The organism is Sphingomonas sp. GW821-FHT09B04 (assembly GCF_059418285.1).
Map to the genome: position 1 here is coordinate 326,120 of NZ_JBWKPO010000002.1, position 26,311 is coordinate 352,430.

The window sequence follows — 26,311 nt, forward strand, 5'->3', positions numbered from 1 at the left end:
CATGGCAAAGACAGCGCCCGAGGGATTGATCACCGCACTGGACATCGGTTCGTCCAAAGTGTCGGCGCTGATCGCTCAAAAGGGGGACGGCGGCGAACTGGTGGTGCTCGGCACCGGCCAGCGCGAGAGCCGCGGCGTCCAGCGCGGCTATGTCGCTGACATGCATGCGACCGAGATCGCGGTGCGCGAGGCGGTCGAGCAGGCCGAACGGATCGCCGGCACCAATATCGAGGATGTCTGGGTCAGCTTCTCGGCAGGCGGTCTGGTATCCGACATCCTGCGGCTCGAAGTCGATCTGGGCGGGCATCGCGTCGAACAGTCGGACATCGACGATCTGCTGCGCGCGGGCCGGGAGTCGATCAATCCGGGCGGGCGGATGGTGCTGCACGCACAGCCGACGCGCTACACGCTCGACGGTCTTGCCGGGGTCAAACAGCCCAAGGGGCTGCACGCCGAACGGATGGGAGTCGATATCCATGTCGTCTCGACCGAGGGCGCGCCGGTGCGCAACCTCGATCTGTGCGTTCGCTCGGCGCATCTTGAGGTCAAGTCGATCATCGCCGCGCCGGTCGCAACCGGACTTGCCTGCCTGTCCGAGGAAGAGCGCGAACTGGGCGTCGCGCTGGTCGAAATCGGCGCGGGCGTGACCAACGTGTCGGTCTATAAGGATGGCGTGCTCACCGGGCTGTCGTCGATCCCGAGCGGGTCGGCCGACATCACCGACGACATCGCCAGCGCCTTCGGCACCCGTCGCGGGCAGGCCGAGCGGATGAAGTGCTTCTACGGCAGCGCCAACATGACGCCGCGCGACAATCACGACATGATCGACGTCGCGCCGATCGCCACCGATGAGGAAACGTCGGAGGGCGGGCGCATTACCCGCGCGCAGCTGATCGCGGTGATCCGCCTGCGGCTCGATCGGCTGATGGCCGAAATTCGCAACGAGCTCGCCAAGCTCAACTTCGAGGATCCCGTCGGTCGCCAGATCGTGCTGACCGGCGGCGGCGCGGAATTGAAGGGCATTGCCGACTATGCGCAGCAGGCGCTGGGCCGGTCGGTGCGGGTCGGGCGGCCACGCGGGCTCACGGCGCTTCCGGAGGCGCATGCCGGGCCGGCATTCGCGACGCTGGCGGGTCTTGCGAGCTTCGCTGCGGCCGATCCGGTCGACCTGCGCGCGCTGCAACAGAACCATCAACTCGTTACGCGTGCGACACCAAAAGCAATGTTCCACCGGATGATCGCCGCATTTCGGGCCAATTACTGAATAAATGTTGTTGATGACCGGTGAATTACGCTGGCACCGCTCATCGGCATCGTGCAGAAACGGGGATTAAGCAGGCGCCACTCGTGGGGCGTGGGGCCTGAGGAGAATAGGTAACATGAGCATCGATTTCCTCCCGCCCGACCTCGACGAGCTGACGCCGCGGATCACCGTCATCGGCGTAGGCGGAGCCGGAGGCAACGCGATTGCCAACATGATCGCTGCCGAGGTGCAGGGGGTCGAGTTTCTCGTCGCCAACACCGACGCGCAGGCGCTGAAGCAGTCGACTGCAGGGCACCGCATCCAGCTCGGCGCGAAGATCACGCAGGGCCTTGGCGCAGGCAGCCGGCCCGAGATCGGCCGCGCCGCGGCGGAAGAGACGATCGAGCATGTGCAGGAATCGCTCAATGGCGCACACATGGTGTTCATCGCAGCCGGCATGGGCGGCGGCACCGGAACGGGTGCAGCCCCGGTCATCGCCAAGGCCGCGCGCGACATGGGCATTCTGACCGTCGGCGTCGTCACCAAGCCCTTCGCCTTTGAAGGCAAGAAGCGCGCTCAGTCGGCCGAGGCCGGCATCGAAGAGCTTCAGAAATATGTCGATACGCTGATCGTCATCCCCAACCAGAATCTCTTCCTGGTCGCCAATGCGAACACGACCTTCAAGGAAGCGTTCCAGATGGCGGACGAAGTGCTGCAGCAGGGCGTGCGCGGCATCACCGACCTGATGGTCATGCCCGGCCTGATCAACCTCGACTTCGCCGACGTCCGTTCGGTGATGAGCGAGATGGGCAAGGCGATGATGGGCACCGGCGAAGCGTCGGGCGACAGCCGCGCGATCGAGGCTGCGCAGCAGGCGATCGCCAACCCGCTGCTCGACGGCGTGTCGCTGAACGGAGCCAAGGGCGTGATCGTGTCGATCACCGGCGGTGAGGACATGCGCCTGCTCGAAGTGGACGAAGCCGCGAACCATATCCGCGAACTGGTCGATGACGACGCCAACATCATCTGGGGTTCGGCGTTCAACAACGATCTGGAGGGCAAGATTCGCGTTTCGGTCGTTGCGACCGGGATCGAGGCGGATGGCGTGAAACCCGCGGTCGCAGCGCCTGCCGCCGACACGGCGCGCAGCTTCTCCTTCGGCTCCGTGCGTCGCCCGCTGGCGCCGCCGCCGGCCGATTTTGCCCCGTCGTTCGAGCCGGAGCCGGTCGCCGAAGCGCCTGCGCCTGAGCCGGTGACGCGGTTCGAGGACCCCTCGGTTGCTGCCGAGCCTGGCTTCTCCACCCCGCCGCCCGCGGCGGTCGAGGACGAGCTGACGCTCGAAGCGCCGCTTCCGGAAGCGGCTGCGGACGAGCTGGTGCTGGGTTCGGACTCGGTGGTGCCGGAAACGCCGGCCGCCGCTGACGATCTGCCGCCTGAGCCGACGATCCGCCGCCGCTGGCTGACGGGTGGCGGCGATGAGCCGGCCCCGGCCGAGGAGCCCAAGGCGCGCACGGGCGGCACTTTGTTCGAGCGGATGGCCGCGGCGCGCAACGGATCGAAGGACGAGGATAGCAAGGACTCGCTCGACATCCCGCGCTTCCTCAACCGCCAGAACAACCAGTAAGCGAAACGCTGCGCGCCTCGTCGCTGCGGCGCCTCGCCTGGGCGATGGCGTCGCGGTTCGACAGTTTGGGTTCAGGCGCGTGCGTGTGTAGCGGCGAGATCGCATGAAACGTGATACCCGCCTTCGCTCGGCCCTGATCGCGCTGACCCTCTGTGCCGCCGCCCCGGCGACGGCACAGGAGGTCGCGCCGCCCCCCACGCCCAACGCCGACCGGCTGGCCGAGGAGATGCGGACGCTCGCGCGCGACCCGCGCAACGTGCGCGCGCTGCTCTCGGCGGGTGAGATGAGCGCGCGGCTCAACGATGCGGCTGCCGCGGCGGGGTTCTTCGCACGGGCGCAATCGCTCGATCCCGCAAACCCGCGCGTGCTCGCCGGTCAGGCGATGGTGATGGTGCGGCAGGAGCGTCCGGGCGAGGCGCTGCGACTGTTCGGAGAGGCCGAGGGGCGCGGGCTGGCGATGGATGCCTATGCCTCGGACCGTGCGCTCGCCTATGATCTGGTCGGCGCGCAGGGCCATGCGCAGCGTGACTATCGCGTCGCGATGCGCAACGAGCCCGACGACGAGACGATCCGCCGCTACGCGCTGTCGCTCGGCATTAGCGGGAAGGAAAGCGAGGCGATGCGGGTGCTCGATCCGCTGCTCCGTCGCAGCGACCGTGCGGGCTGGCGCGCGCGCGCCTTCATCATGGCGATGAACGGAGACGCGCCGGGGGCGGACAAGATCGCGGCGAGCATGATGGGCGGCGTCGGGTCCGCGCTGGCGCCGTTCTTTCGGCGGCTGCCGACACTCTCCGCCTCCGACAAGGCGTTCGCGGTGCATTTCGGCGAGCTGCGCCGCACCGCCGCGCGGATCGCTGACGCGCAACTTGCGCCGTCGCTGCCGCGGCTGGGGCATGAAGCGGGCGTCGCGATGGCGGCGGCCGACGTGCCGCGCCGCGTCGTTCCCGCGCCGATCGAAGCGGGTGCCGAGGCGAACGCAAACCGGCGCCGCAGCGCGCGGCGCGGCGAGCGTGAGCCGCTTGGCTGGCAGGCGAACCGCGAGGCCGAGGCCCGCCGCGCCGTCGCGAGACAGGCGGAAGAGCGTGAGGCGGCGCGTCTCGCCGGACTCAAGGCGCAACAGGAACGCGATGCGCTCGCCGCACAGCAGCGCGAAGCCGAACGCGTCGCTGCCGAGCAACGCATGGCGCAGGACGCGGAAGCTCGCCGTGTTGCTGAGGTGCAGGCCCGCGAACGCGCTGCGGCCGAGCTTGCCGCACGCGAGACCGAAGCCCGCCGTGTCGCCGAAGCTGAGCGGCTGGCGGAGGCTCAACGTTTGGCCGAGGTCGAGCGCGTGGCCGAAGCTCAGCGTGTGGCGGCGGCGCAGCCCGCTCCGATCCAGCCGTCCGCGTCCGAAGTCCCTGCGGTGGCGAGCGTCACCGCGCCCGAACCTGCTCCGCCGCCTGCCGTCGACCCGACCCCGGTCCGCGCCGCGGCCGCGCCGCGTATCGGCGGCGAGGACAATGTGATCGCACGCATCATCGCCGGGATCACCATTCCCGCGTCCGAGCTTGGGGTCGAGCCGATGCCCGGCCGGTCCGAACCCGAGCCGGTTGTCGTCCAGCCCGCGCCGCCCCCAGCTCTTCCGGTCGAAGTCGCGAAGGTCGAGACGCCCAAACCGCGCCCGGTGGTCGAGAAGCCGAAGCCTGAACCGGCGAAACCCGAACCGGCTAAGGCTGGGACGCGCGGCAAGCCGGTCGATCCCAAGGCTGCCGATGCGAAGGCCGCAGCGGCCAAGCCCGGCGATCCCAAGGCCCCGGCCGCCAGGGGCGCGGTCAAGCCACCCGCCAAAGGCAAGGGCAAGGAGCCGGTGAAGCCCGATCCCGCCAAGACCGACCCCGCGCGCACCTGGGTTCAGGTCGCGGGCGGCGCCAATGTCAGTGACCTGCCCAAGGCGTGGCGCGCGTTGCTCGCCAAGGCGCCGGCCGAGCTCAAGGGGCGGCAGACCTGGACCACGCCGCTGCGTTTCACCAACCGGCTGCTGGTGGGGCCGTTCAAGACTTCGGCGGAAGCGCAGGCCTTCGTCAACACGATCGGAAAAAAGGGGATTTCGGCCTTCGCCTGGACCAGCGAGGCGGGGCAGAAGATCGAGAAACTCGCCGCGAAATGATCTATCGCGCGGCAATGCCGATTCGAGCCGTATCGCAGCGCCCCGGCGCATGAGGCCTTTGGCCCCCTATGCCAGCGACCCGTCGCGCAGCCGCGGCCGGCTGCACGATGAGGGGAAGGGCACCGCGCGCGGGCCGCGCGACGCGTTCCAGCGCGATCGCGACCGGATCATCCACTCGATCAGCTTCCGCCGACTGCGCCATAAGACTCAGGTGTTCATGGCGCCCGATGGTGATCATTTCCGCGTCCGGCTGACCCACAGCCTCGAAGTCGCGCAAATCGGCCGCGCCGTTGCGCGCACGCTTGGCCTGAACGAGGACCTGACCGAGGCATTGTGCCTTGCGCATGATATCGGCCACCCGCCCTTCGGTCATGCCGGGGAGGATGCGCTCAAGGCCGCGCTGACCGGGCAGGGCGGGTTCGACCATAATGGCAACACGCTGCGCGCGCTGATGGTGATCGACAGCCCCTATCCCGGCTGGGATGGGCTCAACCTCAGCTGGGAGACGCTCGAGGGGCTGGCCAAGCATAATGGCCCCGTCCGCCATCCGGGCTGGGCGCTGGCGGCGGCGGATGCCGCGTTTCCGCTCGACCTTGGCAGCCATGCATCGCTGGAGGCACAGGTCGCGGCGATCGCCGACGATATTGCTTACGACAATCACGATATCGACGATGGGCTGCGCGCCGGGCTGTTGACGCTCGACCAGTTGCTCGCGGTGCCGCTGGTCGCGCGCGGCTGGGACGCGGTGCGGGCGCGCTTCCCCGATGCCGACACCAAAAGGCTGATGCGCGAGTTGGTCCGCGCGCAGATCGGGACGATGGTCAACGATCTGCTTGCCGAAACGCAGCACCGAATTGCCGGGGCCGGCGTCGAAACGGTCGAGGATGTTCGCGCCGCCGGCCGCGCGCTGGCCGCCTTCTCGGACGCGATGCGCGAGGAGGAGCGTGCGCTCAAGCGCTTCATGTATGCCAATCTCTACCACCATCCGCGTCAGATTGCGGCGGCGGATGCGGCGGAGGTGGTCGTCGCGGGGCTGTTCGCGGCCTATTCGGCCGATCCCGCGCTGATGCCCGAGGGTTGGGGCGATTGCCTGCCCGCCGAGGAGCCCTGGCGCAGCCGCCACATCGCCGACTTTATCGCCGGTATGACCGACCGCTATGCGATCACACGGTATCGCGAAGCGGTCGGCTCGATCGACCTGCCCGAGGGATTCTAGGAACCCGGCCTGCTTTCGGACGGCCCAATCCGCTCACCCCGATCGTCATCCCCGCGAAGGCGGGGATCCATTCTGGCTGAAGTCTCGCACGAACCGAACCGTCAGCCGCAATGGATCCCGCCTTCGCGGGAATGACGACGTAATGGGTGTTCGTCAGGCTCAGCGCAGCGCCGTTTCCACCTTCTGTGTCAGCGGCTTGGCAATGACGAAGGACACCGGGGTGCCGCCGACATGGCCCGTGACCTTCCGGCCGCGCACGTTGAGGGTGTAGTCCGAGCCGCCGGGCAGCGCCCGACCGCTCAGCACAATGGTCTCGCCGCGCTGCTCGCTGGTGTAGACATAGGTCACGCCGTCGCGCGTGAAGGTGCGCTCGCCGGCATAGGCGGCGACAGGCAGGCTGAGCAGAACGGCGGCGCTGATGAAGGTCTTGATCACGATCTTTCTCCCTTGTTGCAGAGCCAGATCGACATCCCCTTATGTTCTGTGTCCGAAGCTATGTTGCGACGCAGCAACCGCCAAGCGCGAAGGCTGCATGCAGGGTTGCGTCTAACGCAGCCGTCGGAACGTTTCCCCAGCACGACGAAAATGCGCCGCTGGCAAAGATTTGCGACAAAGCGCGCCTAGCGTTGCCGCGAACGATCGGAGAGTCTCATGTCCGAAGCCAGTATCGCGCTGAACCGCTTCGGCATGGGCGCGCGCGCCCATGAACCGGTTCCAGCCGCGCCACGCCGGATGCTGATCGATCAGATGGAGCGGTTCGCGGTGCTGCCCGCGCCGCTTGCCGCCTATCCGCGCACGCCCGCGCTCGCCGCCGATATGGCCGCCGCCTATGACGCGGTCCAGATGGAGGCGCAGGTGGCGCGGCGCGAAGGCCAGAAAGCCGACGCGGCGACGCAGGAATTGCGTCAGGCAGCCCGCCAGCAGGGTCGCGATTATTACATTCAGGCGGTCGGCGCGCGCGCGCAGGCTGCGGTCGCGAGCGACACGCCCTTTATCGAGCGGCTGGTTCATTTCTGGGCCAATCATTTCGCGGTCTCCGCTGACAAGCAGGTGATGGTCGGCCTGACCGGCGGGTTCGAATTCGACGCGATTCGCCCACATGTGTTGGGCAAGTTCCGCGACATGCTCCACGCGGTCGAGCGGCATCCGGCGATGCTGCTCTATCTCGATCAGGCGCAGTCGGTCGGGCCGAACAGCCCGGTGGGCCAGCGTTTCACGCAGCGCCAGCAGGGGCAGGAGAGCCCGCGGCGCATCGGCCTCAACGAGAATCTGGCGCGAGAGATCATGGAGCTGCACACGCTCGGCGTCCGCTCCGTCTATACTCAGGCTGACGTCACCGAATTCGCCCGCGCAATGACCGGCTGGACGGTCGCCGGGCTGGGCCGGGGACAGGGCGCACGGCTGGCGCAGGTGGACGGAGCGGCGGGCGGTTTCGCCTTTGCGCCGCGCATCCACGAGGCGGGGCCGCGCACGATCATCGGCAAGCGCTATGACCAGCAGGGCGAAGCGCAGGCCGCGGCGGTGCTTGACGATCTCGCGGTTCATCCTGCGACGGCAAAGCATATCGCGACCAAGCTCGCGCGCCATTTCGCGGGGGACGAGCCGCCTGCAGCGCTGGTGAGCAAGCTTGAAACCGCGTTCCTAGAATCGGGCGGCGATTTGCCCACCGTCTATCGCGCGCTGATCGACGCGCCCGAGGCGTGGGTGGCCCAGCCGGTCAAGTTCAAGACGCCATGGGAGTGGTCGGTTTCGACAATGCGCGCGCTCGGCACGCAGGAGATTACGGCACAGGCGGTACTGGGTCTGCTCAATCAGCTCGGCCAGCCGGTGTGGCGGCCGGGATCGCCAGCGGGCTATGACGATATCGCCGCGAGCTGGGCCGGGCCTGACGCGGTGATGCGCCGGGTCGAGGCGGCCGAGCGCTTCGCGTCGCGCACCCGCGAGACGATCGACGGCCGCACCCGCGCCGCGCAGCTGTTTCCCGACGCGCTGAGTGCGACGACTGAGCAGGCGATCGCCCGCGCCGAAAGTCCGGCACAGAGCGTCGCGCTGATGCTCGTCTCGCCTGAATTCCTGCGGAGATAGATCATGCTTTCACGCCGCAATTTCGTTCTCACCGGGACCGCGGGCGCGCTTTCGCTGGGCTTCGCGCCGCGTCTGGCTTTCGCTCAGGCTGCGACCGACAAACGCTTCGTTTTCATCATCCAGCGCGGGGCGGCCGACGGCCTCGCCACGGTCGCGCCGGTCGGCGATCCCGCCTTTGCCGCGCAGCGCGGCGTGCTGGCGCAGGATTTCGCCGAGGCGGTCAAGCTCGACGCGATGTTCGCGCTGCACCCGAGCCTCAAGAACGTCGCTCAGCTCTATGCGGCGAAGGAGGCGCTGTTCGTCCACGCGGTCGCCTCGCCCTATCGCGACCGGTCGCATTTCGATGCGCAGAATGTGCTCGAGAGCGGCGGGACGGCGGCGTACCAGCTCAAGGACGGCTGGCTCAACCGGCTGCTCGGGGTATTGCCGGATGACGAGCGCAAGGCGATCGCGGTCGCTGCGACCATCCCGATGGCGATGCGTGGGCGTGTCGAGGTCTCGTCCTATGCCCCGTCCAATCTGCCCGATGCCTCGGACGATTTGCTCGCGCGGGTGACGGGCCTTTATGCCGAAGACCCGCAGCTCCACGCGATCTGGCAACAGGCGACGGCGACGCGCGCTCTGACCAGCGATCTCGCGGGCGACAATGGCCGTAATGCCGCGGCGACCGGTGCGCTCGCGGCGAAGTTGCTCGCGCCCGACAATGGCGCGCGGATCGCGATGATCGAGACCGGCGGCTGGGACACCCATGCTCAGCAGCGCGGGCGGCTCGCCGGGCAGTTGAACGGGCTCGACCAGATGATCGCGTCGCTCAGGACCGGGCTGGGTCCGCTGTGGAGCAAGACGCTGGTGCTGGTCGCAACCGAGTTTGGTCGGACGGTCAGGATCAATGGCACGCAGGGCACCGATCACGGCACTGCGTCGGTCGTGTGGTTGCTCGGCGGCGCAGTGCAGGGCGGGCGGGTCGTCGCCGACTGGCCGGGGCTGGGCGATGCCGCGCTCTATGAAGGCCGCGACCTCAAGCCGACCGCGGGGCTCGACAGCGTGATCGGCGGCGCGGCGGCGATGCATTTCGGGATCGACCCGCAGCGCGCGATGCCGGCGCTGTTCCCCGGCCAGTCCGCGAAGCCGATCGGCGGGCTGATCCGCGCCTGAAGCTTTGGCTTGCGTGCGCGCGGGTCAGGCCTCACCCAAGGCGCATGACTTATGTGGGATTGTTCTTCCTCGTCTTCGGCCTGAATCTGTTGCCCGCGTTCGCGCCGCCGACCTGGTCGATCGTCGTGCTCTACGGCCTCAACGGCCAGCTGCCGCTGTGGGCACTGGTGGTGACCGCGGCGGTCGCGGCGTCGCTGGGGCGGTTCACGCTCGCCTGGGGCTGTCGCATCTTCGCCTCGCGGCTGCCGCAACATCTGCGCGACAATCTTGAGGCGGCGCGGATCGCGCTTCACCGCCGTAGCCACAATGTCATCCTCGCGCTCGGGCTGTTCCTGCTCTCGCCGCTGCCGTCGGCGCAGCTGTTCATGGCGGTCGGCCTCGCGCGTGTGCCGCTGCTCGGCTTCACTGCGGCCTTCTTCGTTGGGCGGCTGATCACCTATAGCCTCTACGGCTGGACTGCGCGCAAAATCCAGCAGTCGAGCATCGGCGATGCCTTTATGGAAACACTGACCAGCCCGTGGGGCATCGTGCTTCAGGTGACGATGCTCGCCGCATTGATCGCGCTGGTGCGGATCGACTGGGCGAAGCTGCTCGGCGTCACTCCGGCAGAGGTCGAGGCTGCGCGCAAGGACAGCTGAAGTTTCCGCCGCAACAGCATCAATTCGCGGCAAAGGCGCCGTGATCCCTTGGCGCAGCGCAGCATAGTCCCTACTTGCGCGACATGGCCCGTGCCGACCCCGCCCCAGCGCCCGAGCGCCTCGATCGCACCGGGCTGCTTCAGGGGCTGGGCGCCTATGCCATCTGGGGCGTGCTGCCGCTGTTCTACTGGCTGCTTGCGGGCACCGATGTCGGCGAAGTCGTTGCGATGCGCGTGCTGTGGTCGGTGGCGTTCCTCGTCGCCGTGATCGTCGCGATGCGGCGCGGGGCCGCGATCATGACGGTGCTGCGCAACCCGCGCACGATGCTCTACCTCGCCACCAGCTCGCTGCTGATCTCGACCAACTGGCTGGTCTATATCTGGGCGATCCAGAACCACCATGTGCTCGAATCGAGCCTTGGCTATTTCCTCAACCCGCTGGTCAACGTGCTGATCGGCGTGGTGGTGCTGCGCGAGAAGCTGAACATTGCACAGATCATTGCCGTCGCGCTCGCCGCGGTCGGCGTCTCGGTCCTTGCGCTTGGCGCGGGCGGCGGCATCTGGATCAGCCTGACACTCGCCTTCACCTTTGGCTTCTACGGCCTCGTCCGCAAGGTCGCACCGGTCGGCGCGCTGGAAGGGCTGACGCTCGAGACGCTGATCCTCGCGCCGCTCGCGCTCGCATATCTGTTCTGGCTGCAGGGCGGGGCGGGGCTGAGCTTCGGCACCGGCTGGGCGACGACCTTGCTGATGATCGCGTCGGGCGTGGTCACCGCCGTCCCGCTGCTGCTGTTCGCGAGCGCGGCGCGGCGGCTGCCCTATTCGACGCTGGGATTGCTCCAGTATCTCGCGCCGACGATCGGCTTCATTCTCGCCATCACCTTCTTCGGCGAGAAGATGACCATCGCGCACATGATCTGCTTCGCGTTCATCTGGACGGGGCTCATCATCTTCGCGGCGCATGGTACGATCACCGCGCGCCGCCGCAAACTTGCGGAATCCCGCGCCGCGTGACGAATGCGCGGCGTTGCGCTAGAGCGCCCGCCTCCTTCAATCACCGGACTAGCCAATGACGCTCTACACCCGTTTCGCCGCCCATCTGGATGCTGCCCTCGATGCGCTCGTCGCATCGGGCGACCTGCCGGCGGGGCTGGAGCGACGCGCGGTGACGGTAGAGCCGCCGCGCGACGCCAGCCATGGCGATCTCGCCACCAACGCCGCGATGGTCCTCGCCAAGCCCGCCGGCACCAACCCGCGCGCGCTGGCCGAGAAGATCGCCGCTGAGCTGGAAAAGCTCGACGAGCTCTCGGCCGTGTCGGTCGCCGGCCCGGGCTTCATCAACATGAGCCTCACCGACGCCACCTGGCGCGATGAGCTTGCCGCGATCAACGCTGACGGCGACCAATACGGCCGCTCGACCACCGGCGCCGGCATCACCGTCAACGTCGAGTACGTTTCGGCCAACCCGACCGGCCCGATGCACATGGGCCATTGCCGCGGCGCGGTGGTGGGCGACGCGCTCGCCAGCCTGCTCGAGGCGATCGGGCACACGGTCGTCCGCGAATATTATGTCAACGACGCGGGCGGGCAGGTCGATGTTCTCGCCCGCTCGGCGCACCTGCGCTACCGCGAGGCGCTGGGCGAGAGCATCGAGATCCCCGAGGGCCTCTACCCCGGCGAGTATCTCAAGCCCGTCGGCGCGAAGCTCGCCGCCGAATATGGTGACAAGTTCGTCGGCCAGCCCGAGGACGCATGGCTCGCGCTGTTCCGCAAGGAATCCGTCGCGTCGATGCTGGTGATGATCAAGGACGATCTCGCCCTGCTCGGCATCCATCACGACCTGTTCTCGTCGGAAGCCGAGCTTCAGGCCGCGGGCAAGCCCGAAGCCGCCGAGGCGTGGCTGCGCGCGCATGATCTGGTCTATGACGGCGTGCTCGAAGCGCCCAAGGGCGAACTGCCCGACGACTGGGAGCCGGTCGAGCTGCCGCTGTTCCGCTCGACCAAGTTCGGTGACGATCAGGACCGCCCGATCAAGAAGTCGAACGGGCAATGGACCTATTTCGGCGCCGACCTCGCCTATCATTTCCAGAAGGCGCAGGCGGCCGATCAGCTGATCGACATCTGGGGCGCCGACCATGCCGGGACCGTCAAGCGCATCGTCGCGGCGGTCGCGGCGCTGACCGAGGGCAAGACGCGCTTCGACGTCAAGCTGGTCCAGATGGTCCGCCTGCTCCGCGCGGGCGAGCCGGTGAAGATGTCCAAGCGCTCGGGCAATTTCATCACACTGGCCGACATGGTCGGCGAAGTCGGCAAGGACGTCGTCCGCTTCACTATGCTGACGCGCAAGGCCGACGCCCAGATGGACTTCGATTTCGCCAAGGTGGTCGAGGCATCGAAGGACAATCCGGTCTTCTATGTCCAGTACGCGCATGCGCGAATCGCCTCGCTCCACCGGCGTGCGGCGGAGGCCGGGATCACCTGTGGCACCCCCGATCTGTCCCTGCTTGATACACGCGAGCTCGCGCTGGTGAAGCTCGCGGCGCAGTTTCCGCGCACGGTCGAGGGCGCAGCGGCGGCGCGTGAGCCGCACCGGATCGCCTTCTATCTCTATGATCTGGCAGCCGAATTCCATGCGCTGTGGAATATGGGCAATGACGATCCGTCGCGCCGCTTCCTGCTGACCGACAATCAACCGGTAACATGCGCACGGCTTTCCCTCGCCGACGCGATCGGGCAGGTTATCCGCAATGGCCTCAGCATCATGGGCGTGGAGGCGGTTCAGGAGCTGAACTGATGAACGCAGGAGCGGATAAGCCGGTCGAAGAGACCGTAGCGGACGAGCTGGAAACCGGTGACCGGTTGCCCTGGCTCGAAACGGCCGACGACGATTACGAGGAAAAGCCGCCGGTCCTGAACAAGCTGCTGCCTGTGGTTGCCGGGCTTGCCGTGATCGTCGCCGCGGTCGGCGGCGGCTGGTGGCTGCTCGAAGGTCGCGGCGGCGGTGGCGGGGGCAGCGGCGCGCTGATCAACGCCGCCGAGGGCGACTATAAGGTCAAGCCCGACGATCCCGGCGGCATGAAGGTCGATGGCGAAGGCGACACCGTTTTCGCGGCGAGCGAAGGCGCGACCACCAACGGATCGATCAATGTCGGCGCGATGCCCGAGGCCCCGGTTGCGGGCAAGGCAGCGCCCAAGGCGGCGCCGAGTCCCGTAACGGGATCGAGCCGCGTGACCGCAGCGGTGCCCACTGCGCCTGCCGCTGCGAAGGCTGCGGCCTCGACTCAGCGCGCGCCGGGGGCGTCGGCGGGCAGCTCGATCATCCAGCTCGGCTCGTTCCCGGCAGAGGGCGGGGCGAATGCCGCCTGGGCGCGCCTGTCGAAGCGGTTCAACTATCTCGCCCCGCTCGGCAAGTCGGTCGAGAAGGCGGAGGTCAACGGCAAGACCGTCTATCGCCTGCGCGTCAACACCGGCAGCAACAGTCAGGCGAGCGAGCTGTGCGGCAAATTGCGCGCAGCGGGCGAAGCGTGTTTCCTCGCGCCGAATTGAGGGCATAACCCGTCGTCGTCACCCCGGCCTTGTGCCGGGGTCCACTCTGCGTCGCCGGCAGACGCTGGAGCCTCTTGTCCTGCCCCTGCCTTGCGGTGGACCCCGGCACAGGGCCGGGGTGACGGAAGAGGTTTTGGCGTTGAGACCTTGAGGCACAGCCATTGCCTCGAACGACCTCGGCGCGTTGGCTCGTTACCCTTTTCCGCTGGAAATGTTGGACTTCGCCTGATCTAGTCGGCGGATGCTTAGCTGTTCCGGTATCCGCGCGAAAGACCGCGCCTTTGTGTCAACTATGTCAACCGCCCGTCACGTCGGAGGTGCGGCATGAAGCCCGTTATCTTCGGCCTCTCCGGCACCGCGCTCACGGCGGACGAACGCGCGTTCTTCCGCGACGCCGATCCGCTCGGCTACATCCTGTTCAAGCGCAACTGCGAGACGCGCGCGCAGATGCTGGCGCTGACCGACAGCCTGCGCGACCTGTCGGGCCGCGCCGATGTGCCGATCCTGATCGATCAGGAGGGCGGGCGCGTCGCGCGGATGCAGCCGCCCGAATGGCCGGCCTTTCCGGCAGGCCCCGCGTTTGACAAACTCTATGACCTTGCCCCCTCTTCGGCGATCGAGGCGGCGCGTGCCAATGGCCATGCGCTTGCGCTGATGCTGGCCGAGGTCGGGGTCAATGTGAACTGCGCGCCGCTGCTCGACGTGCGCCAGCCCGAAACCACGCCTGCGGTGGGCGAACGCACCTTCGGTTCGGACCCGATGCAGGTTGCCGCGCTCGGCCGCGCGATGCTCGACGGCATGGCGAAGGGCGGCGTCGTCGGCGTGGTCAAGCATATGCCGGGGCACGGCCGCGGCGTGGTCGACAGCCATTACGAGCTGCCGGTGGTCAAGGCGTCCGACGCCGAGCTGGAGCGCGATATCGAGCCGTTCCGCACGCTGGCCGGCGCGCCGATGGGGATGACCTGCCATGTCGTGTTCGACGCATGGGATGCCGAGCGCCCCGCGACCTTGTCGCCGACCGTTATCGCGGACGTGATCCGCGGCCGTATCGGTTTCGACGGGCTGCTGATGACCGACGATATCGACATGAAGGCGCTGTCGGGCACCGCGGGCGAGAAAGCGGCGGCGGCGATTGCCGCAGGCTGCGACGTCGCGCTCGATTGCTGGGCGCGGATGGACGAGATGATTGAGATCACCGGACGGCTGGGGGATGCCTCCGCCGCCACGCTGGCGCGGCTCGAACGCGCGATGGCAAGCATCCGGCCCGAAGAGACGCCGATGGATGCGCTGATCGCCAAGCGGGACGAACTGCTTGCGCTCGCCTGATTTGCCACACGGCGCCCGGCCGTCGCCCCGAGCGATGGACTCGCGCGCGTGTGGCAGTGTGACTTTTGGGACTTTTGGCGCCGTCCGATGAGCGAAGCGACCGAAGCCCTGACGATCGATATCGATGGCTGGGAAGGGCCGCTCGACCTGTTGCTCGCGCTGGCGCGCAACCAGAAGGTCGATCTTCGCCAGCTGTCGATCCTCCAGCTGGTCGATCAGTATCTCACCTATGTGAACGAGGCGCGCGAGCTCAAGCTCGAGGTCGCAGCCGACTATCTCGTGATGGCGGCGTGGCTCGCCTATCTCAAATCGGCGCTGCTGCTGCCGCGCGATCCGGAGATCGAGCCGAGCCCTGAGGATCTGGCGCTGCGGCTTCAGCTGCGGCTCGAGCGGCTGAACGCGATGCGTGAGGCGGGGGCGCGGCTGGTGGCGCGCGACCGGATGGGCCGCGACGTCTTCCCGCGTGGCGTGCCCGAGGGGCTGAAGGTTGTTCGCAAGTCGCGCTGGCAGGCCGAGATCTATGACCTGATTTCCGCCTATGGCCAGATCAGCGCACGGACCCGCCCGGTATTCCATGTCGTCGCGGTCCGCCCGGTGATGACGCTGGAGGATGCGATCGCGCGGGTTTCCGGGCTGGTAGGCGAGCGGATCGACTGGAGCACGATCGAGAGCTTTCTGCCCGAAGAGGCGGAGGGGCTGTACCGCAAGTCGGCGCTGGCCTCGTCTTTCGTCGCCGCGCTTGAGCTGGCGAAGCAGGGAAGGGTGGAGCTCAGGCAGAAGTCGGCCTTCGCGCCGCTCTATCTCAAGGCCGCGCACCGATGACCCGGCCCGACGAGACGATGCGCGCGGTGGAGGCGGTGCTGTTCGCGGCGGTGCAGCCGATGACGATCGCCGACATTCGCGCTTATGTCGGCGAGGAAGTCGATCTGGCCGCGGCGCTGGCTGCGCTGGCCGACCATTATGCCGGGCGCGGGATCGAGCTGGTCGAGCGTGGCGGGCGCTGGCATTTTCAGACCGCTGCCGATCTCGCCAATTTTCTGCGCCGCGACCGGGAGGACAGCCGCAAGCTCTCCCGCGCCGGGATCGAGACGCTGGCGATCATCGCCTATCATGAGCCGGTGACGCGCGCGGAGATCGAGGCGATCCGGGGCGTGCAGATTTCGAAGGGCACGCTCGACGTGCTGATGGAGGCGGGGTGGATCCGCCCGGCGGGCCGTCGCGAGGTGCCGGGGCGGCCGCTGATGTTCGCGACAACGGCGGAATTCCTCACTCATTTCGGTCTCGCCAGCCGCCGCGACCTGCCTGGAATCGACGATCTGCGCGCGGCCGGGTTGCTCGACCCCGTCGATCTCGCGTTCGAGGCTGCGCATTCCGGTGCGGAAACCATGGTATCCGCCGACGAAGACGACTAGATGGGCCGGGAATCAACGGAGAGTTCCGATGGGTGGTATGAGTCTGATGCACTGGCTGATCGTCGGTGTTCTCGTGATCCTTCTGTTCGGGGGCAGCCGCTTCTCGAACATGATGGGTGACGTGGCCAAGGGCATCAAGCAGTTCAAGAAGGGTATGGCGGAAGAGGAAGAGACGCCCGCCAAGCCTGCTGAGATCGAAGCGAAGCGTGTTGCCGACCCGCAGCCGCAGGCGCAGGCCCAGACCGAAACGCGCTCGACTCCGGAAGAGCGCTGAGTTCAACGCCGCGGCCCCGTGCCGCGGCTTTCCGGGCCGGCCGATAGATGCTCGATTTCAACGCGCCTGAATTCCTGGTGGTGGCAATCGTCGCCCTGCTGGTGATCGGGCCGAAGGATCTCCCGAAAGCGATGCGCTTTGTCGGCCACTGGGTCGGCAAGGCGCGCGGGGTTGCGCGCCAGTTCCGCAGCGGCTTCGACAATATGGTCCGCGAAGCCGAACTGGCCGAGATGGAAAAGAAGTGGGCGGAAGAAAATGCGCGGATCATGCGCGACTATCCGCCCGAAAAGGCGCTGCCCGCGCCGGTCTATGACCCCAATGCCGAGGGTACGGCGCCCGCGGTGGTCGAGTCCGAGGATGCACCGCCCGCGACGGTCGAGCCGCCCGCGCTGAAGCCCGAAGCGGCGGATGCTGCGCTCGAGCCCGCTGAGAAGCCCAAACCCGCCCGCAAGCCGCGCGCGCCGCGCAAGAAGGCCGCATCGTGAGCGACAACGAACTCGAAGGCACCGAAGCGCCGCTGCTCGATCACCTGATCGAGCTTCGACGGCGGCTGCTCTACTGCGTGCTGGCGCTGGTTCTGGCCTTTGCGGTCTGCTTCTATTTCGTGAAGCCGATCTACGGTTTTCTGGTCCATCCGCTGGCGCAGGCGGGGCAGGATAAGCTCGTCTTCACCAGCATCATGGGTGGCTTCTTTGTCGAGCTGAAAGTCGCATTCTTCGCGGCTGCCATGGTCGCGTTTCCGATTGTTGCCGTCCAGTTGTGGCAATTCATCGCGCCGGGCCTGTACCGCAAGGAAAAGAAGGCGCTGCTGCCCTTCCTGCTCGCGACGCCGGCCCTGTTCATCGCGGGCGCGTCGCTGGCCTATTGGGTGACCATCCCGACCGCGCTGCACTTCCTTCTTGGATATCAGGGCGAGCTTGGCGGCGGGGTCGAGCAGATCGCGTTGCCCGATGCCGAGAAATATCTCGGCTTCGTGATGCAGTTCCTGTTCGCGTTCGGCATCTCATTCCTGCTGCCGGTGCTGCTGATGCTGCTCGAACGTGCCGGGATCGTCACCTATGAGCAGCTCAAGGGCGCCTGGCGCTATTCGGTGGTGGCGGCGTTCGCGATCGCCGCGGTGCTGACCCCGCCCGATATCGGGTCGCAGCTGCTGCTCGCCATCCCGCTGTGCGGGCTCTACTTCCTCTCGCTGGTCGCGATCTGGTTCACGCGCCGCCGTCGGGAGAAGGAAAGCGAAAAGGAAGCGGCGGCCGAAGCCGCCGCCGGGGAATAAGCCTCTCGGCTTGAATTACTTGGCGCCGTCGGCGGTCTTGGCGACGGTGTCGCCCGCCGATTTGACGTCCTTGCCCACGCCCTCGATCGTGTTGCACGCCGACAGGGCTACAACCAGCGCCATCGCAAGCAGCTTACGCATCTTCAGTCTCCGTCTTGAATAACTGGGGATCAATGTGCGGCAAGCTGCTTCGTTCCACAATCGCCGCTGAACCCGCTTGCCCCAAGAACGAATTAGGCCCGGACGCATCACCGGGGGGGGGGAGGTGGATGCGTCCGGGCCTGTTTCGTGGATAGCGAGAGCGGGGGGGCAAAAGGTCGCTATCCGAGGTGCAGAACGCGGTCGGAACGCGCGGGTTCCGCGATCCGGCAACTTTTTTCGATTTATTTTAGTGGCGGCCCGCAACCGCGATCGGGAGCTCGAAGATGCCCGCCAGCATGTCATGATGCAGCTTCGAGCGGAGCTGGCGCACCAGCCCGCCGATCACACGTCCATAGCGGCTGTCGTAGAGGCTGGCGAAATCAGGGCCGTCCGTCAGCGCCGCTGAGCTGATCTGCAATATCGCCTGGCCGGGATCCGCGCCGTCCTTCATCGCGATATGGATTTGCGCGGACGGACTGACGTTCATCGCCAGCTCGGCGATTTCGGTAATCAGAAAGGCGATCGCGACCGCATTGTCCTGTGACACCAGCCAGGGATCGACATCGAGCACGATCCCGATCCGCGAGTCTTCGGGCGCGGTGGCGCGCAGGTTCGACGCGAGCTCGCCGATCACCGGGCGAATCTCGATCCCAAGCGTTTCCTCGAACCCGGCATAATGATGCCGGTGAACTACCGCGAGCGCATCGACGCGGCGCTGGATCGAGGCATAGGCGCCCAGCGCCTCGCCTGACTTTGCGCCACGGGCATGGAAGTTGATCAGGCTCGCGATCACCTGGAGGTTGTTCTTGACCCGGTGATGCACCTCGCGCGTCAGTTTGGTCTGGCGTGTCAGCGCCTCGGCGAGGTCGAGTTCGTGCGCCTGGACGGTGCGGCTAAGCCCGCGGAAAGTCTCGCCCAGCTCGCGAATTTCCTGCGCGGGGATGTCGCTGCCTGCTTCCGGGTCGATGATCTCGCCGGGCTGGTACGCGCTGACCGTCCGGCGCAGCCGCCGCAGAGGACGGATCAGCAGGCGGTCGACCACGAACCACGCGATCCCCGCCGCCAGCAGCCACATCAGGAAGGGCGAGAGCGCGGCGATCACCATCGATGAGGTGATCGGGGCGCTCGCCACGGTCATCTCGAGCGACAGTCCCTGAACGCCGAGATCGACTTGCTGCGATTCGCGCCGGTTGAGGGCGTTGCTGGCGGAAATCTGCCGCAGCGTGAGCGTGGTTTCTTTGTCGGCAAGGGCAAGGCCGAAGTCGCGCGTCATCCCGCTCGGCTCTGCCGCGGCGGCGAGAAACTGGGTGGGGAAGAAGGCGCGGGCGATATAACCGGTCGGCCCCGTCACCTCGAGCTGTGCACCAGAGCCGGGGAGCAGGTGTGTCGCGGTGCTTCCACTGGCGAGCGTCTGGTTGCCGGCCGTCGGGATCGGTACGCCGCACAACAGGCGCTTGTCGGCGTCGAGCAGTGCGTAGCGAACGCCGTTAACCGCCTGCGGCTCGAACACGCCGGCGAGTCGGCCGCAATTCGGGGCGATCCCCTCGACCGCGGGCAGGGCGCCGCGCAGTTCGCGCAATTCCCACGCGATTTCGCTGCGAAGCGCGCGCGCGGATTCGGCGCTGGCAAGCCGAAGCCGGCCGCGCACTTCCTGGTCGGCGAGACGGGTGGTCTGGATCGAGGCGAAGAAGGCGATGAGCGCGAGCGGTAGCAGGCCGGCGCTGAGAATCAGGAAAACCTTGGCGCCGGTCGGCATCCGCGCGATCGCGGCGATGGGCCGGCCGCGGTGACGGCGCGTCTGGTCGTCCCCATCCATCGTCACATGGTTAATCGAGCTTGCTCAGGAGATCGAGAAGATCATCGGGAACACGCTCGTCGGCCGCGTCCTGATAGACGCGGCGAAGGGCTTCGCCGATGTTGCGGTCCTTGCGTGTGGCCATCTCGCCGCCTGTCCGCCCCAGCGGCTCCTTTTTTTTCTGATCGGCCGAACGCACTTCGTCCCCCTCAAAGCCCTTGGGAATGGGCGGATGCACAAAAACATCGCCGGCGGCAAGCTGCCGGGAACACACAAGTACACATGTGTGTGCGACCCGTGAAACCAATTTAAGGCTCGTTGGTTCCACAAGACGATGCGAAATCCGGGGAGGGGCATTCTTCGGAGGCCGCTGCACGAACTTGCATTGCCAGAGTGCCGCCAGCACAAGGGCGGCAACCCGAAGGAGAACAATAACATCATGTCGCTTGGACAGCAGCTCGCTCCCCACCTTCCGTTTCTGCGCCGTTACGGTCGCGCGCTCACAGGGAGCCAGATGGAAGGCGACCGGTATGTGCGCGCGACGCTCGAGGCGATCGTAGCTGCGCCCGAGGAGTTTCCGCGCGAAGTCGATCCGCGTCTGGGTCTGTATCGCACGTTCCAGGCGATCTGGGGTTCGACCAACCTCGACGACCGAGTCGAAGAGAGTGATCCGCTGAGCGATAATGAGGCGATCGCGCGCGCGCGCCTCGCCCGGCTCGCGCCGCGTTCGCGTCAGGCCCTGCTGCTGACGGCGATGGAGGGATTTACCAGCGAAGACGCCGCCTATCTTCTCGAAGAGACGCCCGAGTCGGTGGACGGGCTGGTTGCCGACGCGCTTGCCGAGATTGACAGCCAGACCCGCGCGCGCGTCCTCATTATCGAAGACGAGCCGCTGATCGCGATGGATCTGGAGACGATCGTGCGCGATCAGGGGCATGAGGTGACCGGCGTTGCGGTAACCCGCGACGAAGCCGTAGCGCTGGCGATGGACGATCGCCCGGGGCTGGTGCTTGCCGACATCCAGCTTGCCGACGACAGTTCGGGCATCGATGCGGTGAAGGATATTCTGGCGCAGTTCAACGTGCCGGTGATCTTCATCACCGCTTTCCCCGAGCGGTTGCTGACCGGCGAGCGGCCCGAGCCGACCTTCCTGATCACCAAGCCATTCCAGCGATCGACAGTGAAGGCGGCGATCAGTCAGGCTTTGTTCTTCGACCAGTCGACGGTCCCGGCGCAGTAAACAGGTCCGGGTTCCATTTCTTACGGAGCCAAAACGGTTCTCGCGTGTTGATGCTGCATGGTCGATCCGAACGAACCCATGCACATCGACGCCGAGCGTGCCCGCGCCGGGGCGACGCCGCATATGACCCGCTACATCCTGTCGGTTTCACTGGTTCTGATCATCATCATCTACGCCGCCTACCTGCTGTATAGTGCGGGTTGAGAGGCCGGTGCGCCCAGCGTATCTATCCGAAGCGAAGCCGCATTCCGCCGGCGAACAAGAACGGAACCGAATGACCGATACCGACCAGGAAGGCGAAGAAGGGGCGCCGCCGGCCGAGCATATTTCGCTCTCCGATCCGGAGTTCAAAGAACAGCTCGCGATGGTGATCCCACATCTGCGCGCCTTTGGGCGATCGCTGTCCGGCAGCCGCGATGTCGCAGACGATCTGGTTCAGGAAACGTTGCTCAAGGCCTGGGCGGCGCGCCAACGGTTTCAGGCCGGCACCAACATGCGCGCCTGGACCTTCATTATCCTGCGTAACCTGTATCTGAGCCAGATGCGCCGGTCGCGCTTTCGCGGTGAATGGGATGATCTGGTTGCCGAACGGCTGCTCGCCGCGCCCGCAGCGCAGGACAAGCATGTCGATCTCGCCGACATGCAACGGGCATTGCTGCACCTGCCCCAGCCTCAGCGCGAGGCCCTGATTCTGGTAGGTGCGGGCGGCTTTGCCTATGAAGAAGCGGCCGAAATTTGCGGTGTCGCGGTCGGTACGATCAAGAGCCGTGTCGCACGCGGCCGCGTCGCGCTCGAGGCGCTGATGAGCAATGGCCAGCTCCCGTCACGCCGCGACAGCGAGAGCGACGGCCGCACCGCGCTCGATACCATCATGGATGAAGTCGATCAGCTAAGCCGCGAGCGCTAAGCGTCGCGGCTTAAACCTGTCGCTACGGACGCCGGTTTCCGTTCATCCGGCGCAGCAGCAGATTCATATCGTCGGGCAGTTCAATGTCGCGCAGATAGGCGTCGCGCAGCACGACGCCGATCGCATCGTGCGGGCGTGGCAATTCGACGCGATAGCCACTTACCGGCTGCGCATTGCTCTGTTGAGTGGCGTGACGAACCATGAACTTCAAAACGACCGATCGCCGGTTTTGTTGCTTGACATCATGCGCTTTCGTTGCCTGACCGATTCTCGATGGATGAAATGAACGGCGATGCGGGCGCGTTGCGCGATGCGATCGAGCGGGCGCGGCTCTGGTCGCCCTTTTTGGCGCACCTGATCGGGCGCGAATCCGAGCTGGTCGCGCGATTACCTGCGGTGCTGGCCGATCCGTTCGCAGCGGTGCGGATCGACGATCCGGCGATGCCAACGGGAAGGCGGTTGCGGATCGAGCGGCGGCGGCTGGCGCTGAGCGTCGCGCTGGGCGATCTGGCCGGCCTGCTCGACTTTCGGACCGCGACACAGGCGTTGTCCGACTTTGCGGACTATGCGCTCGACGCGGCGATCCGTGCGGCGGTGGCTGAACGGGTTCCGGGCGCCGAGCCGGACGGCTTTGCGGCGATCGCGCTGGGCAAACAGGGCAGTAGTGAACTCAATTACTCGTCGGATATCGACCCGATCCTGATTTTCGACCCCGAAACCTTTCCGCACCGCGAGCGCGAGGCGCCCGAAGAAGCGGCGGTGCGTGTCGGGCGGCGCGTGGTCGAGCTGCTGCAGGCGCGCGATGCCGATGGCTATGTGCTGCGGATCGACCTGCGGCTGCGCCCATCGCCCGAGGTGACGCCGATCGTTCTGCCGGTGGAAGCCGCGATCACTTATTATGAATCGCAGGCGCTGCCGTGGGAGCGGGCGGCGTTCATCCGCTCGCGCGCTGCGGCGGGCGATACCGAACTGGGTCGGCAGTTCCTTGAGACCATCCGGCCGTTCGTGTGGCGGCGTGCGCTCGACTATGGAACGATTCGGGAGATCCGCGGCATCTCGCGCAGGATCCGTGATCACCACGCGCAGGGGCAGGCGTTCGGGCCCGGTTATGACCTGAAACGTGGGCGCGGCGGCATCCGCGAGATCGAGTTCTTTGCCCAGATCCACCAGCTCATCCATGGCGGTCGCGACCCGGCCCTGCGCGCGCCTGCGACGCTCGACGCGCTGGCAGCACTGGCCGCAGAAGGGCGGATCGATGCGGGCGATGCGGCGAAGCTTTCCGAAGCCTATGTTCTCCTACGCACGATCGAGCATCGCGTGCAGATGATCGACGACCGCCAGACGCATCAGCTTCCTCAAGGGGATGGGCTGGACCGGGTCGCACGACTACACGGCTTGGCGGACGGTGCGGCGTTGCTCGATCTGCTGCGCCCGCATGTCGAATTCGTCGGGCGCGTCTATGATTCGCTCGACGATGCGCCTGAGGGCGGCGCGCGCGTGATGGTGGGCGAAACCGGCGTCGAGCAGGCTTGCACGGCGGCGGGCTTCGCGGATACCGAGGCGGCGGCCCGGCTGGTCGCGGGGTGGCGCGACGCGCGCTATCCGGCATTGCGCAGCGCGCCCGCACGTGCGGCGCTCGAGACGGTGCTGCCGCGGCTGATCGCGGCGATGGGATCGGCACCTGACCCCGATCAGGCGCTGGCGCGGCTGGATACAATCCTGTCGCGGCTGCCGAGCGCGCTCAACCTGTTCAACCTGCTTGAAGCCAGTCCCAGGCTGACCGAACTGCTCAGCACCATTCTGAGTCACGCACCAACACTGGCGGGGGCGTTGGCGCGGCGGGTGGAACTGATTGACGGGCTGATCGACGCAACCGCGCTGGCGCCGGTGGGCGACGTTGCAACGCTCGCTGCAGAGCTGGGCGCGGCGGAGGCGGGCGACGACTATCAGCGGCTGCTCGATCGCGTCCGGCGGCTGGTGGGCGAGAAACGCTTTGCGCTGGGATCGCAGATCGTGGCCGGGGCAAGCGACCCCCTCGACGTTTCGGCGGGCTATGCGCGCGTTGCTGAGGCGGCATTGCAGGTGCTGACACAGGCAGCAATCGTCGAGTTTGCGGTGCGTCATGGTCGAATAGCGGACAGTGAACTTGTGGTGCTGGCGCTGGGGCGGTTCGGCGGCGGCGCGCTCACCCATGCGTCCGACCTCGACCTCATCTTCCTGTTCACCGGCGACCACATGGCCGAGTCCGATGGCGAGAAGCCGCTGGGCGCAGTGACCTATTACAACCGGCTGGCACAGCGGGTGATCGCCGCGCTTTCGGTCGCGACCGCGGCAGGCGCGCTCTACGAGGTGGATACGCGGCTGCGGCCTTCGGGCGGGCAGGGGCCGCTGGTGGTGTCGCTCGACGGTTTCGCCAAATACCAGCGCGAGGATGCGTGGACCTGGGAGCATATGGCGCTGACCCGCGCGCGTGCGGTGTTCGGATCGTCTGAGGCGCGGGTACAGGTGCAGGCCGTGATTGACGCTGTGCTCGAGGGTGATCGGCCCGCGCGGGACATCATCGCCGATGCCCGGAAGATGCGGGCCGACATGGCATCGCACAAGCCACCTGGCGGGCCGCTCGACGCCAAGCTCTTGCCGGGCGGGCTGGTCGATCTCGAATTCGCGGTGCACACGCGGCAGCTCGTAAGCAGGACGGGGTTCGATCCGGATCTGCGGCGCGCGATCGATCTCCTCGCGAACGAAGGGCTGCTACCGCCCGAACTGGGGGCGGCGCATGACTTCCTCACCCGGTTGCTGGTGACGCTCCGGCTGGTCGCGCCCGATGTGAAGCCGCCCGCGCTCGCGACCCGGCCCGTCGTCGCGCACGCTGTCGGCGCTCAGGACTGGGAAGCGGTGCTTGCGACGCTCGACCGCTATCGGCAGGAGGTGGGCGCGGCCTGGCAAACAGTGTCGGAACAGCAGGAGCAACGCGCATGACGATCGAAATCGGCGACCGGATCCCGGCGGTTGAGCTGCTGGACAGCGACGACAGGCCCTTCATGCTCGATCGCTATGCGGGCGCGCCGCTGCTGCTCTATTTCTACCCCAAGGATGACACTGCGGGCTGCACGCGCGAGGCGCAGGAGTTCAGTGCGGAAAAGGCTGAGTTCGACGCGCTTGGGGTGCAGTTGCTCGGCGTGTCGCGTGACACCGCGGCGAAGCACCGCAAGTTCATCGGCAAATACGACCTGACCGTGCCGCTCGCTACCGATCCGGACGGCAAGGTGCTCGAGGCTTTCGGAAGCTGGGTCGAAAAGTCGCTCTATGGCCGCAAATATATGGGGATCGACCGCTCGACCTTCCTGTTCGGCGCTGACGGAAAACTGGCGCATGTCTGGCGCAAGGTCCGCGTCCCCGGCCATGTCGAAGCGGTGCTGACAGCGGCGAAGGACCTGGTGGCGCGCTGATGCGGACGGTGGCGCAGGCTGCGCGCGACGTATTGCTGACGGCTGAGCCGATGGCCAAGGTCGCGGCGGCGCGAAAGGCCGCGCGCGACTGGCGGTTGGGACGGCTGATGCACGACTTCGATGTCGCGATGCCCGACCGGCCCGCCTGGCCGTCAACACCCGAACTGCTCCCGCCCAACCGGATGCCCAAGCGCGGGCGCGGCGGATCGGAGCGCGGGCGGATCGCGCTGATCCACGCGCTCGCGCATATCGAATTCGTCGCGATCGACCTGGCCTTCGACATGGCGGGGCGCTTCGGTGCGCAATTCCCGCGTGCCTTTACTGACGACTGGATGCAGGTGGGCGCGGACGAGGCGATCCACTTCGCCCTGCTCGACCGGCGGCTGCGCCAGTTCGGCAGCCATTACGGAGCGATGCCCGCCCATGGCGGGCTGTGGGAAGCAGCCGACGCGACCGCGCATGAGCCGGCCGCGAGGCTGGCAGTGGTGCCGATGGTGCTGGAGGCGCGCGGGCTCGATGTGACACCGGTGACGATCGAACGCTTCGAGGCCGTCGGCGACGAGCCTACGGCGCGGATTTTGCGGCGGATTCTGAGCGATGAAGTGAAGCATGTCGCGGCGGGCACGCGCTGGTTCGAATCCTGCTGCGCAGAGCGCCGAATCGCGCCCCAGGCGGAATGGCGATCGCTGCTCGAACGCTATTACGGGGGGTCGGTTAAGCCGCCATTCAACGACTCAGCGCGTGCGACAGCCGGTTTGACGCGGGAATATTACGCAGCGCTTGCTCCCGAGTGATCGGGCGGTTCTAACCAGCGTCGTCAGGTGCGGAGGGGCTGCTCCTCG

General features: G+C 67.0%; 27 protein-coding genes. 22 read left to right on the top strand and 5 right to left on the bottom strand.

Annotated features, from left to right (window positions below):
* Window position 1: 1 nt before the first annotated feature.
* From ftsA to AC07NK_RS07520, 4 genes are all read left to right on the top strand, one after another.
* On the top strand, window positions 2-1,264 hold the full coding sequence (ftsA, locus tag AC07NK_RS07505) for a cell division protein FtsA (RefSeq protein WP_495169962.1): 1,263 nt from the start codon (window positions 2-4) through the stop codon (window positions 1,262-1,264).
* Between the two features lie 115 nt (window positions 1,265-1,379).
* Window positions 1,380-2,867, top strand: coding sequence for a cell division protein FtsZ (ftsZ, locus tag AC07NK_RS07510; protein ID WP_495169963.1), 1,488 nt, complete (start codon window positions 1,380-1,382; stop codon window positions 2,865-2,867).
* A gap of 103 nt (window positions 2,868-2,970) precedes the next feature.
* Window positions 2,971-5,013 (top strand): SPOR domain-containing protein, encoded by a 2,043-nt coding sequence (locus tag AC07NK_RS07515; protein ID WP_495169964.1) that lies wholly within the window; start codon window positions 2,971-2,973, stop codon window positions 5,011-5,013.
* 49 nt (window positions 5,014-5,062) lie between these two features.
* Window positions 5,063-6,229: a deoxyguanosinetriphosphate triphosphohydrolase gene (locus AC07NK_RS07520; RefSeq protein ID WP_495169965.1), complete on the top strand. Its 1,167-nt coding sequence runs from the start codon at window positions 5,063-5,065 to the stop codon at window positions 6,227-6,229.
* A gap of 159 nt (window positions 6,230-6,388) precedes the next feature.
* On the opposite strand, the gene AC07NK_RS07525 is transcribed toward AC07NK_RS07520, so the two are convergent.
* On the bottom strand, window positions 6,389-6,664 hold the full coding sequence (locus AC07NK_RS07525; RefSeq protein ID WP_495169966.1) for a hypothetical protein: 276 nt from the start codon (window positions 6,662-6,664) through the stop codon (window positions 6,389-6,391).
* A gap of 216 nt (window positions 6,665-6,880) precedes the next feature.
* On the opposite strand from AC07NK_RS07525, the gene AC07NK_RS07530 reads away from it, so the two are divergent.
* From AC07NK_RS07530 to tatC, 12 genes are all read left to right on the top strand, one after another.
* Window positions 6,881-8,314, top strand: coding sequence for a DUF1800 domain-containing protein (locus AC07NK_RS07530; RefSeq protein WP_495169967.1), 1,434 nt, complete (start codon window positions 6,881-6,883; stop codon window positions 8,312-8,314).
* A gap of 3 nt (window positions 8,315-8,317) precedes the next feature.
* Complete coding sequence (locus tag AC07NK_RS07535; protein ID WP_495169968.1) at window positions 8,318-9,469, top strand: DUF1501 domain-containing protein; 1,152 nt, start codon at window positions 8,318-8,320, stop codon at window positions 9,467-9,469.
* A 44-nt stretch (window positions 9,470-9,513) separates the two neighbouring features.
* The gene (locus AC07NK_RS07540) at window positions 9,514-10,107 is read left to right on the top strand and encodes a hypothetical protein (protein WP_495169969.1); all 594 of its coding nucleotides are present in this window, start codon (window positions 9,514-9,516) and stop codon (window positions 10,105-10,107) included.
* Window positions 10,108-10,190: 83 nt separating this feature from the next.
* Window positions 10,191-11,120, top strand: coding sequence for an EamA family transporter RarD (gene rarD / locus AC07NK_RS07545; protein ID WP_495169970.1), 930 nt, complete (start codon window positions 10,191-10,193; stop codon window positions 11,118-11,120).
* Window positions 11,121-11,175: 55 nt separating this feature from the next.
* Entirely contained in the window at window positions 11,176-12,900 is a 1,725-nt protein-coding gene (gene argS / locus AC07NK_RS07550; RefSeq protein ID WP_495169971.1) for an arginine--tRNA ligase, read from the top strand.
* Window positions 12,900-13,652: an SPOR domain-containing protein gene (locus AC07NK_RS07555; RefSeq protein ID WP_495169972.1), complete on the top strand. Its 753-nt coding sequence runs from the start codon at window positions 12,900-12,902 to the stop codon at window positions 13,650-13,652. Before argS ends, AC07NK_RS07555 begins: the two co-directional genes overlap by 1 nt.
* A 324-nt stretch (window positions 13,653-13,976) precedes the next feature.
* Window positions 13,977-14,978 (top strand): beta-N-acetylhexosaminidase, encoded by a 1,002-nt coding sequence (nagZ, locus tag AC07NK_RS07560; RefSeq protein ID WP_495169973.1) that lies wholly within the window; start codon window positions 13,977-13,979, stop codon window positions 14,976-14,978.
* Between the two features lie 87 nt (window positions 14,979-15,065).
* Window positions 15,066-15,800, top strand: a complete 735-nt coding sequence (locus AC07NK_RS07565; protein WP_495169974.1) for a segregation and condensation protein A — start codon at window positions 15,066-15,068, stop codon at window positions 15,798-15,800.
* Window positions 15,797-16,390 (top strand): SMC-Scp complex subunit ScpB, encoded by a 594-nt coding sequence (gene scpB / locus AC07NK_RS07570; protein ID WP_495169975.1) that lies wholly within the window; start codon window positions 15,797-15,799, stop codon window positions 16,388-16,390. The genes AC07NK_RS07565 and scpB overlap by 4 nt, the downstream gene beginning before the upstream one ends.
* Window positions 16,391-16,418: 28 nt before the next feature.
* Window positions 16,419-16,664 (top strand): twin-arginine translocase TatA/TatE family subunit, encoded by a 246-nt coding sequence (locus AC07NK_RS07575; protein WP_495169976.1) that lies wholly within the window; start codon window positions 16,419-16,421, stop codon window positions 16,662-16,664.
* Window positions 16,665-16,711: 47 nt separating this feature from the next.
* Window positions 16,712-17,149 carry a Sec-independent protein translocase protein TatB gene (gene tatB, locus AC07NK_RS07580; RefSeq protein ID WP_495169977.1) on the top strand — a complete coding sequence of 146 codons (438 nt, stop codon included), beginning with the start codon at window positions 16,712-16,714 and terminating at the stop codon, window positions 17,147-17,149.
* A complete protein-coding gene (tatC, locus tag AC07NK_RS07585; protein ID WP_495170348.1) occupies window positions 17,143-17,937 on the top strand; it encodes a twin-arginine translocase subunit TatC in 795 nt (264 codons plus the stop codon). Before tatB ends, tatC begins: the two co-directional genes overlap by 7 nt.
* 15 nt (window positions 17,938-17,952) lie before the next feature.
* Here the strand turns inward: tatC and AC07NK_RS07590 are convergent, their stop codons facing one another.
* The 3 genes from AC07NK_RS07590 to AC07NK_RS07600 all read right to left on the bottom strand — a co-directional run bounded on the left by AC07NK_RS07590 (window position 17,953) and on the right by AC07NK_RS07600 (window position 20,072).
* Window positions 17,953-18,078 (bottom strand): entericidin A/B family lipoprotein, encoded by a 126-nt coding sequence (locus AC07NK_RS07590; RefSeq protein ID WP_495169978.1) that lies wholly within the window; start codon window positions 18,076-18,078, stop codon window positions 17,953-17,955.
* A 247-nt stretch (window positions 18,079-18,325) separates the two neighbouring features.
* On the bottom strand, window positions 18,326-19,894 hold the full coding sequence (locus AC07NK_RS07595; protein WP_495169979.1) for a sensor histidine kinase: 1,569 nt from the start codon (window positions 19,892-19,894) through the stop codon (window positions 18,326-18,328).
* Between the two features lie 10 nt (window positions 19,895-19,904).
* Window positions 19,905-20,072 carry a NepR family anti-sigma factor gene (locus AC07NK_RS07600; RefSeq protein ID WP_495169980.1) on the bottom strand — a complete coding sequence of 56 codons (168 nt, stop codon included), beginning with the start codon at window positions 20,070-20,072 and terminating at the stop codon, window positions 19,905-19,907.
* Window positions 20,073-20,312: 240 nt separating this feature from the next.
* Here AC07NK_RS07600 and AC07NK_RS07605 point away from each other — a divergent pair, with 240 nt between their 5' ends.
* From AC07NK_RS07605 to AC07NK_RS07615, 3 genes are all read left to right on the top strand, one after another.
* On the top strand, window positions 20,313-21,113 hold the full coding sequence (locus AC07NK_RS07605) for a response regulator (protein WP_495169981.1): 801 nt from the start codon (window positions 20,313-20,315) through the stop codon (window positions 21,111-21,113).
* A gap of 57 nt (window positions 21,114-21,170) precedes the next feature.
* Window positions 21,171-21,317 carry a hypothetical protein gene (locus AC07NK_RS07610; RefSeq protein WP_495169982.1) on the top strand — a complete coding sequence of 49 codons (147 nt, stop codon included), beginning with the start codon at window positions 21,171-21,173 and terminating at the stop codon, window positions 21,315-21,317.
* A 70-nt stretch (window positions 21,318-21,387) separates the two neighbouring features.
* The gene (locus AC07NK_RS07615) at window positions 21,388-22,020 is read left to right on the top strand and encodes a sigma-70 family RNA polymerase sigma factor (RefSeq protein WP_495169983.1); all 633 of its coding nucleotides are present in this window, start codon (window positions 21,388-21,390) and stop codon (window positions 22,018-22,020) included.
* Window positions 22,021-22,042: 22 nt separating this feature from the next.
* Here the strand turns inward: AC07NK_RS07615 and AC07NK_RS07620 are convergent, their stop codons facing one another.
* Entirely contained in the window at window positions 22,043-22,231 is a 189-nt protein-coding gene (locus AC07NK_RS07620; RefSeq protein WP_495169984.1) for a hypothetical protein, read from the bottom strand.
* Window positions 22,232-22,293: 62 nt separating this feature from the next.
* Between AC07NK_RS07620 and AC07NK_RS07625 the strand changes: the two genes are divergently transcribed.
* Genes AC07NK_RS07625 through AC07NK_RS07635 form a run of 3 tightly spaced genes read left to right on the top strand, consistent with a single transcriptional unit; the run spans window position 22,294 to window position 26,263 of the window.
* Entirely contained in the window at window positions 22,294-24,999 is a 2,706-nt protein-coding gene (locus tag AC07NK_RS07625) for a bifunctional [glutamine synthetase] adenylyltransferase/[glutamine synthetase]-adenylyl-L-tyrosine phosphorylase (RefSeq protein ID WP_495169985.1), read from the top strand.
* Complete coding sequence (locus AC07NK_RS07630; RefSeq protein ID WP_495169986.1) at window positions 24,996-25,469, top strand: peroxiredoxin; 474 nt, start codon at window positions 24,996-24,998, stop codon at window positions 25,467-25,469. The genes AC07NK_RS07625 and AC07NK_RS07630 overlap by 4 nt, the downstream gene beginning before the upstream one ends.
* Window positions 25,469-26,263 (top strand): ferritin-like domain-containing protein, encoded by a 795-nt coding sequence (locus AC07NK_RS07635; protein ID WP_495169987.1) that lies wholly within the window; start codon window positions 25,469-25,471, stop codon window positions 26,261-26,263. The genes AC07NK_RS07630 and AC07NK_RS07635 overlap by 1 nt, the downstream gene beginning before the upstream one ends.
* Window positions 26,264-26,311: the final 48 nt, after the last annotated feature.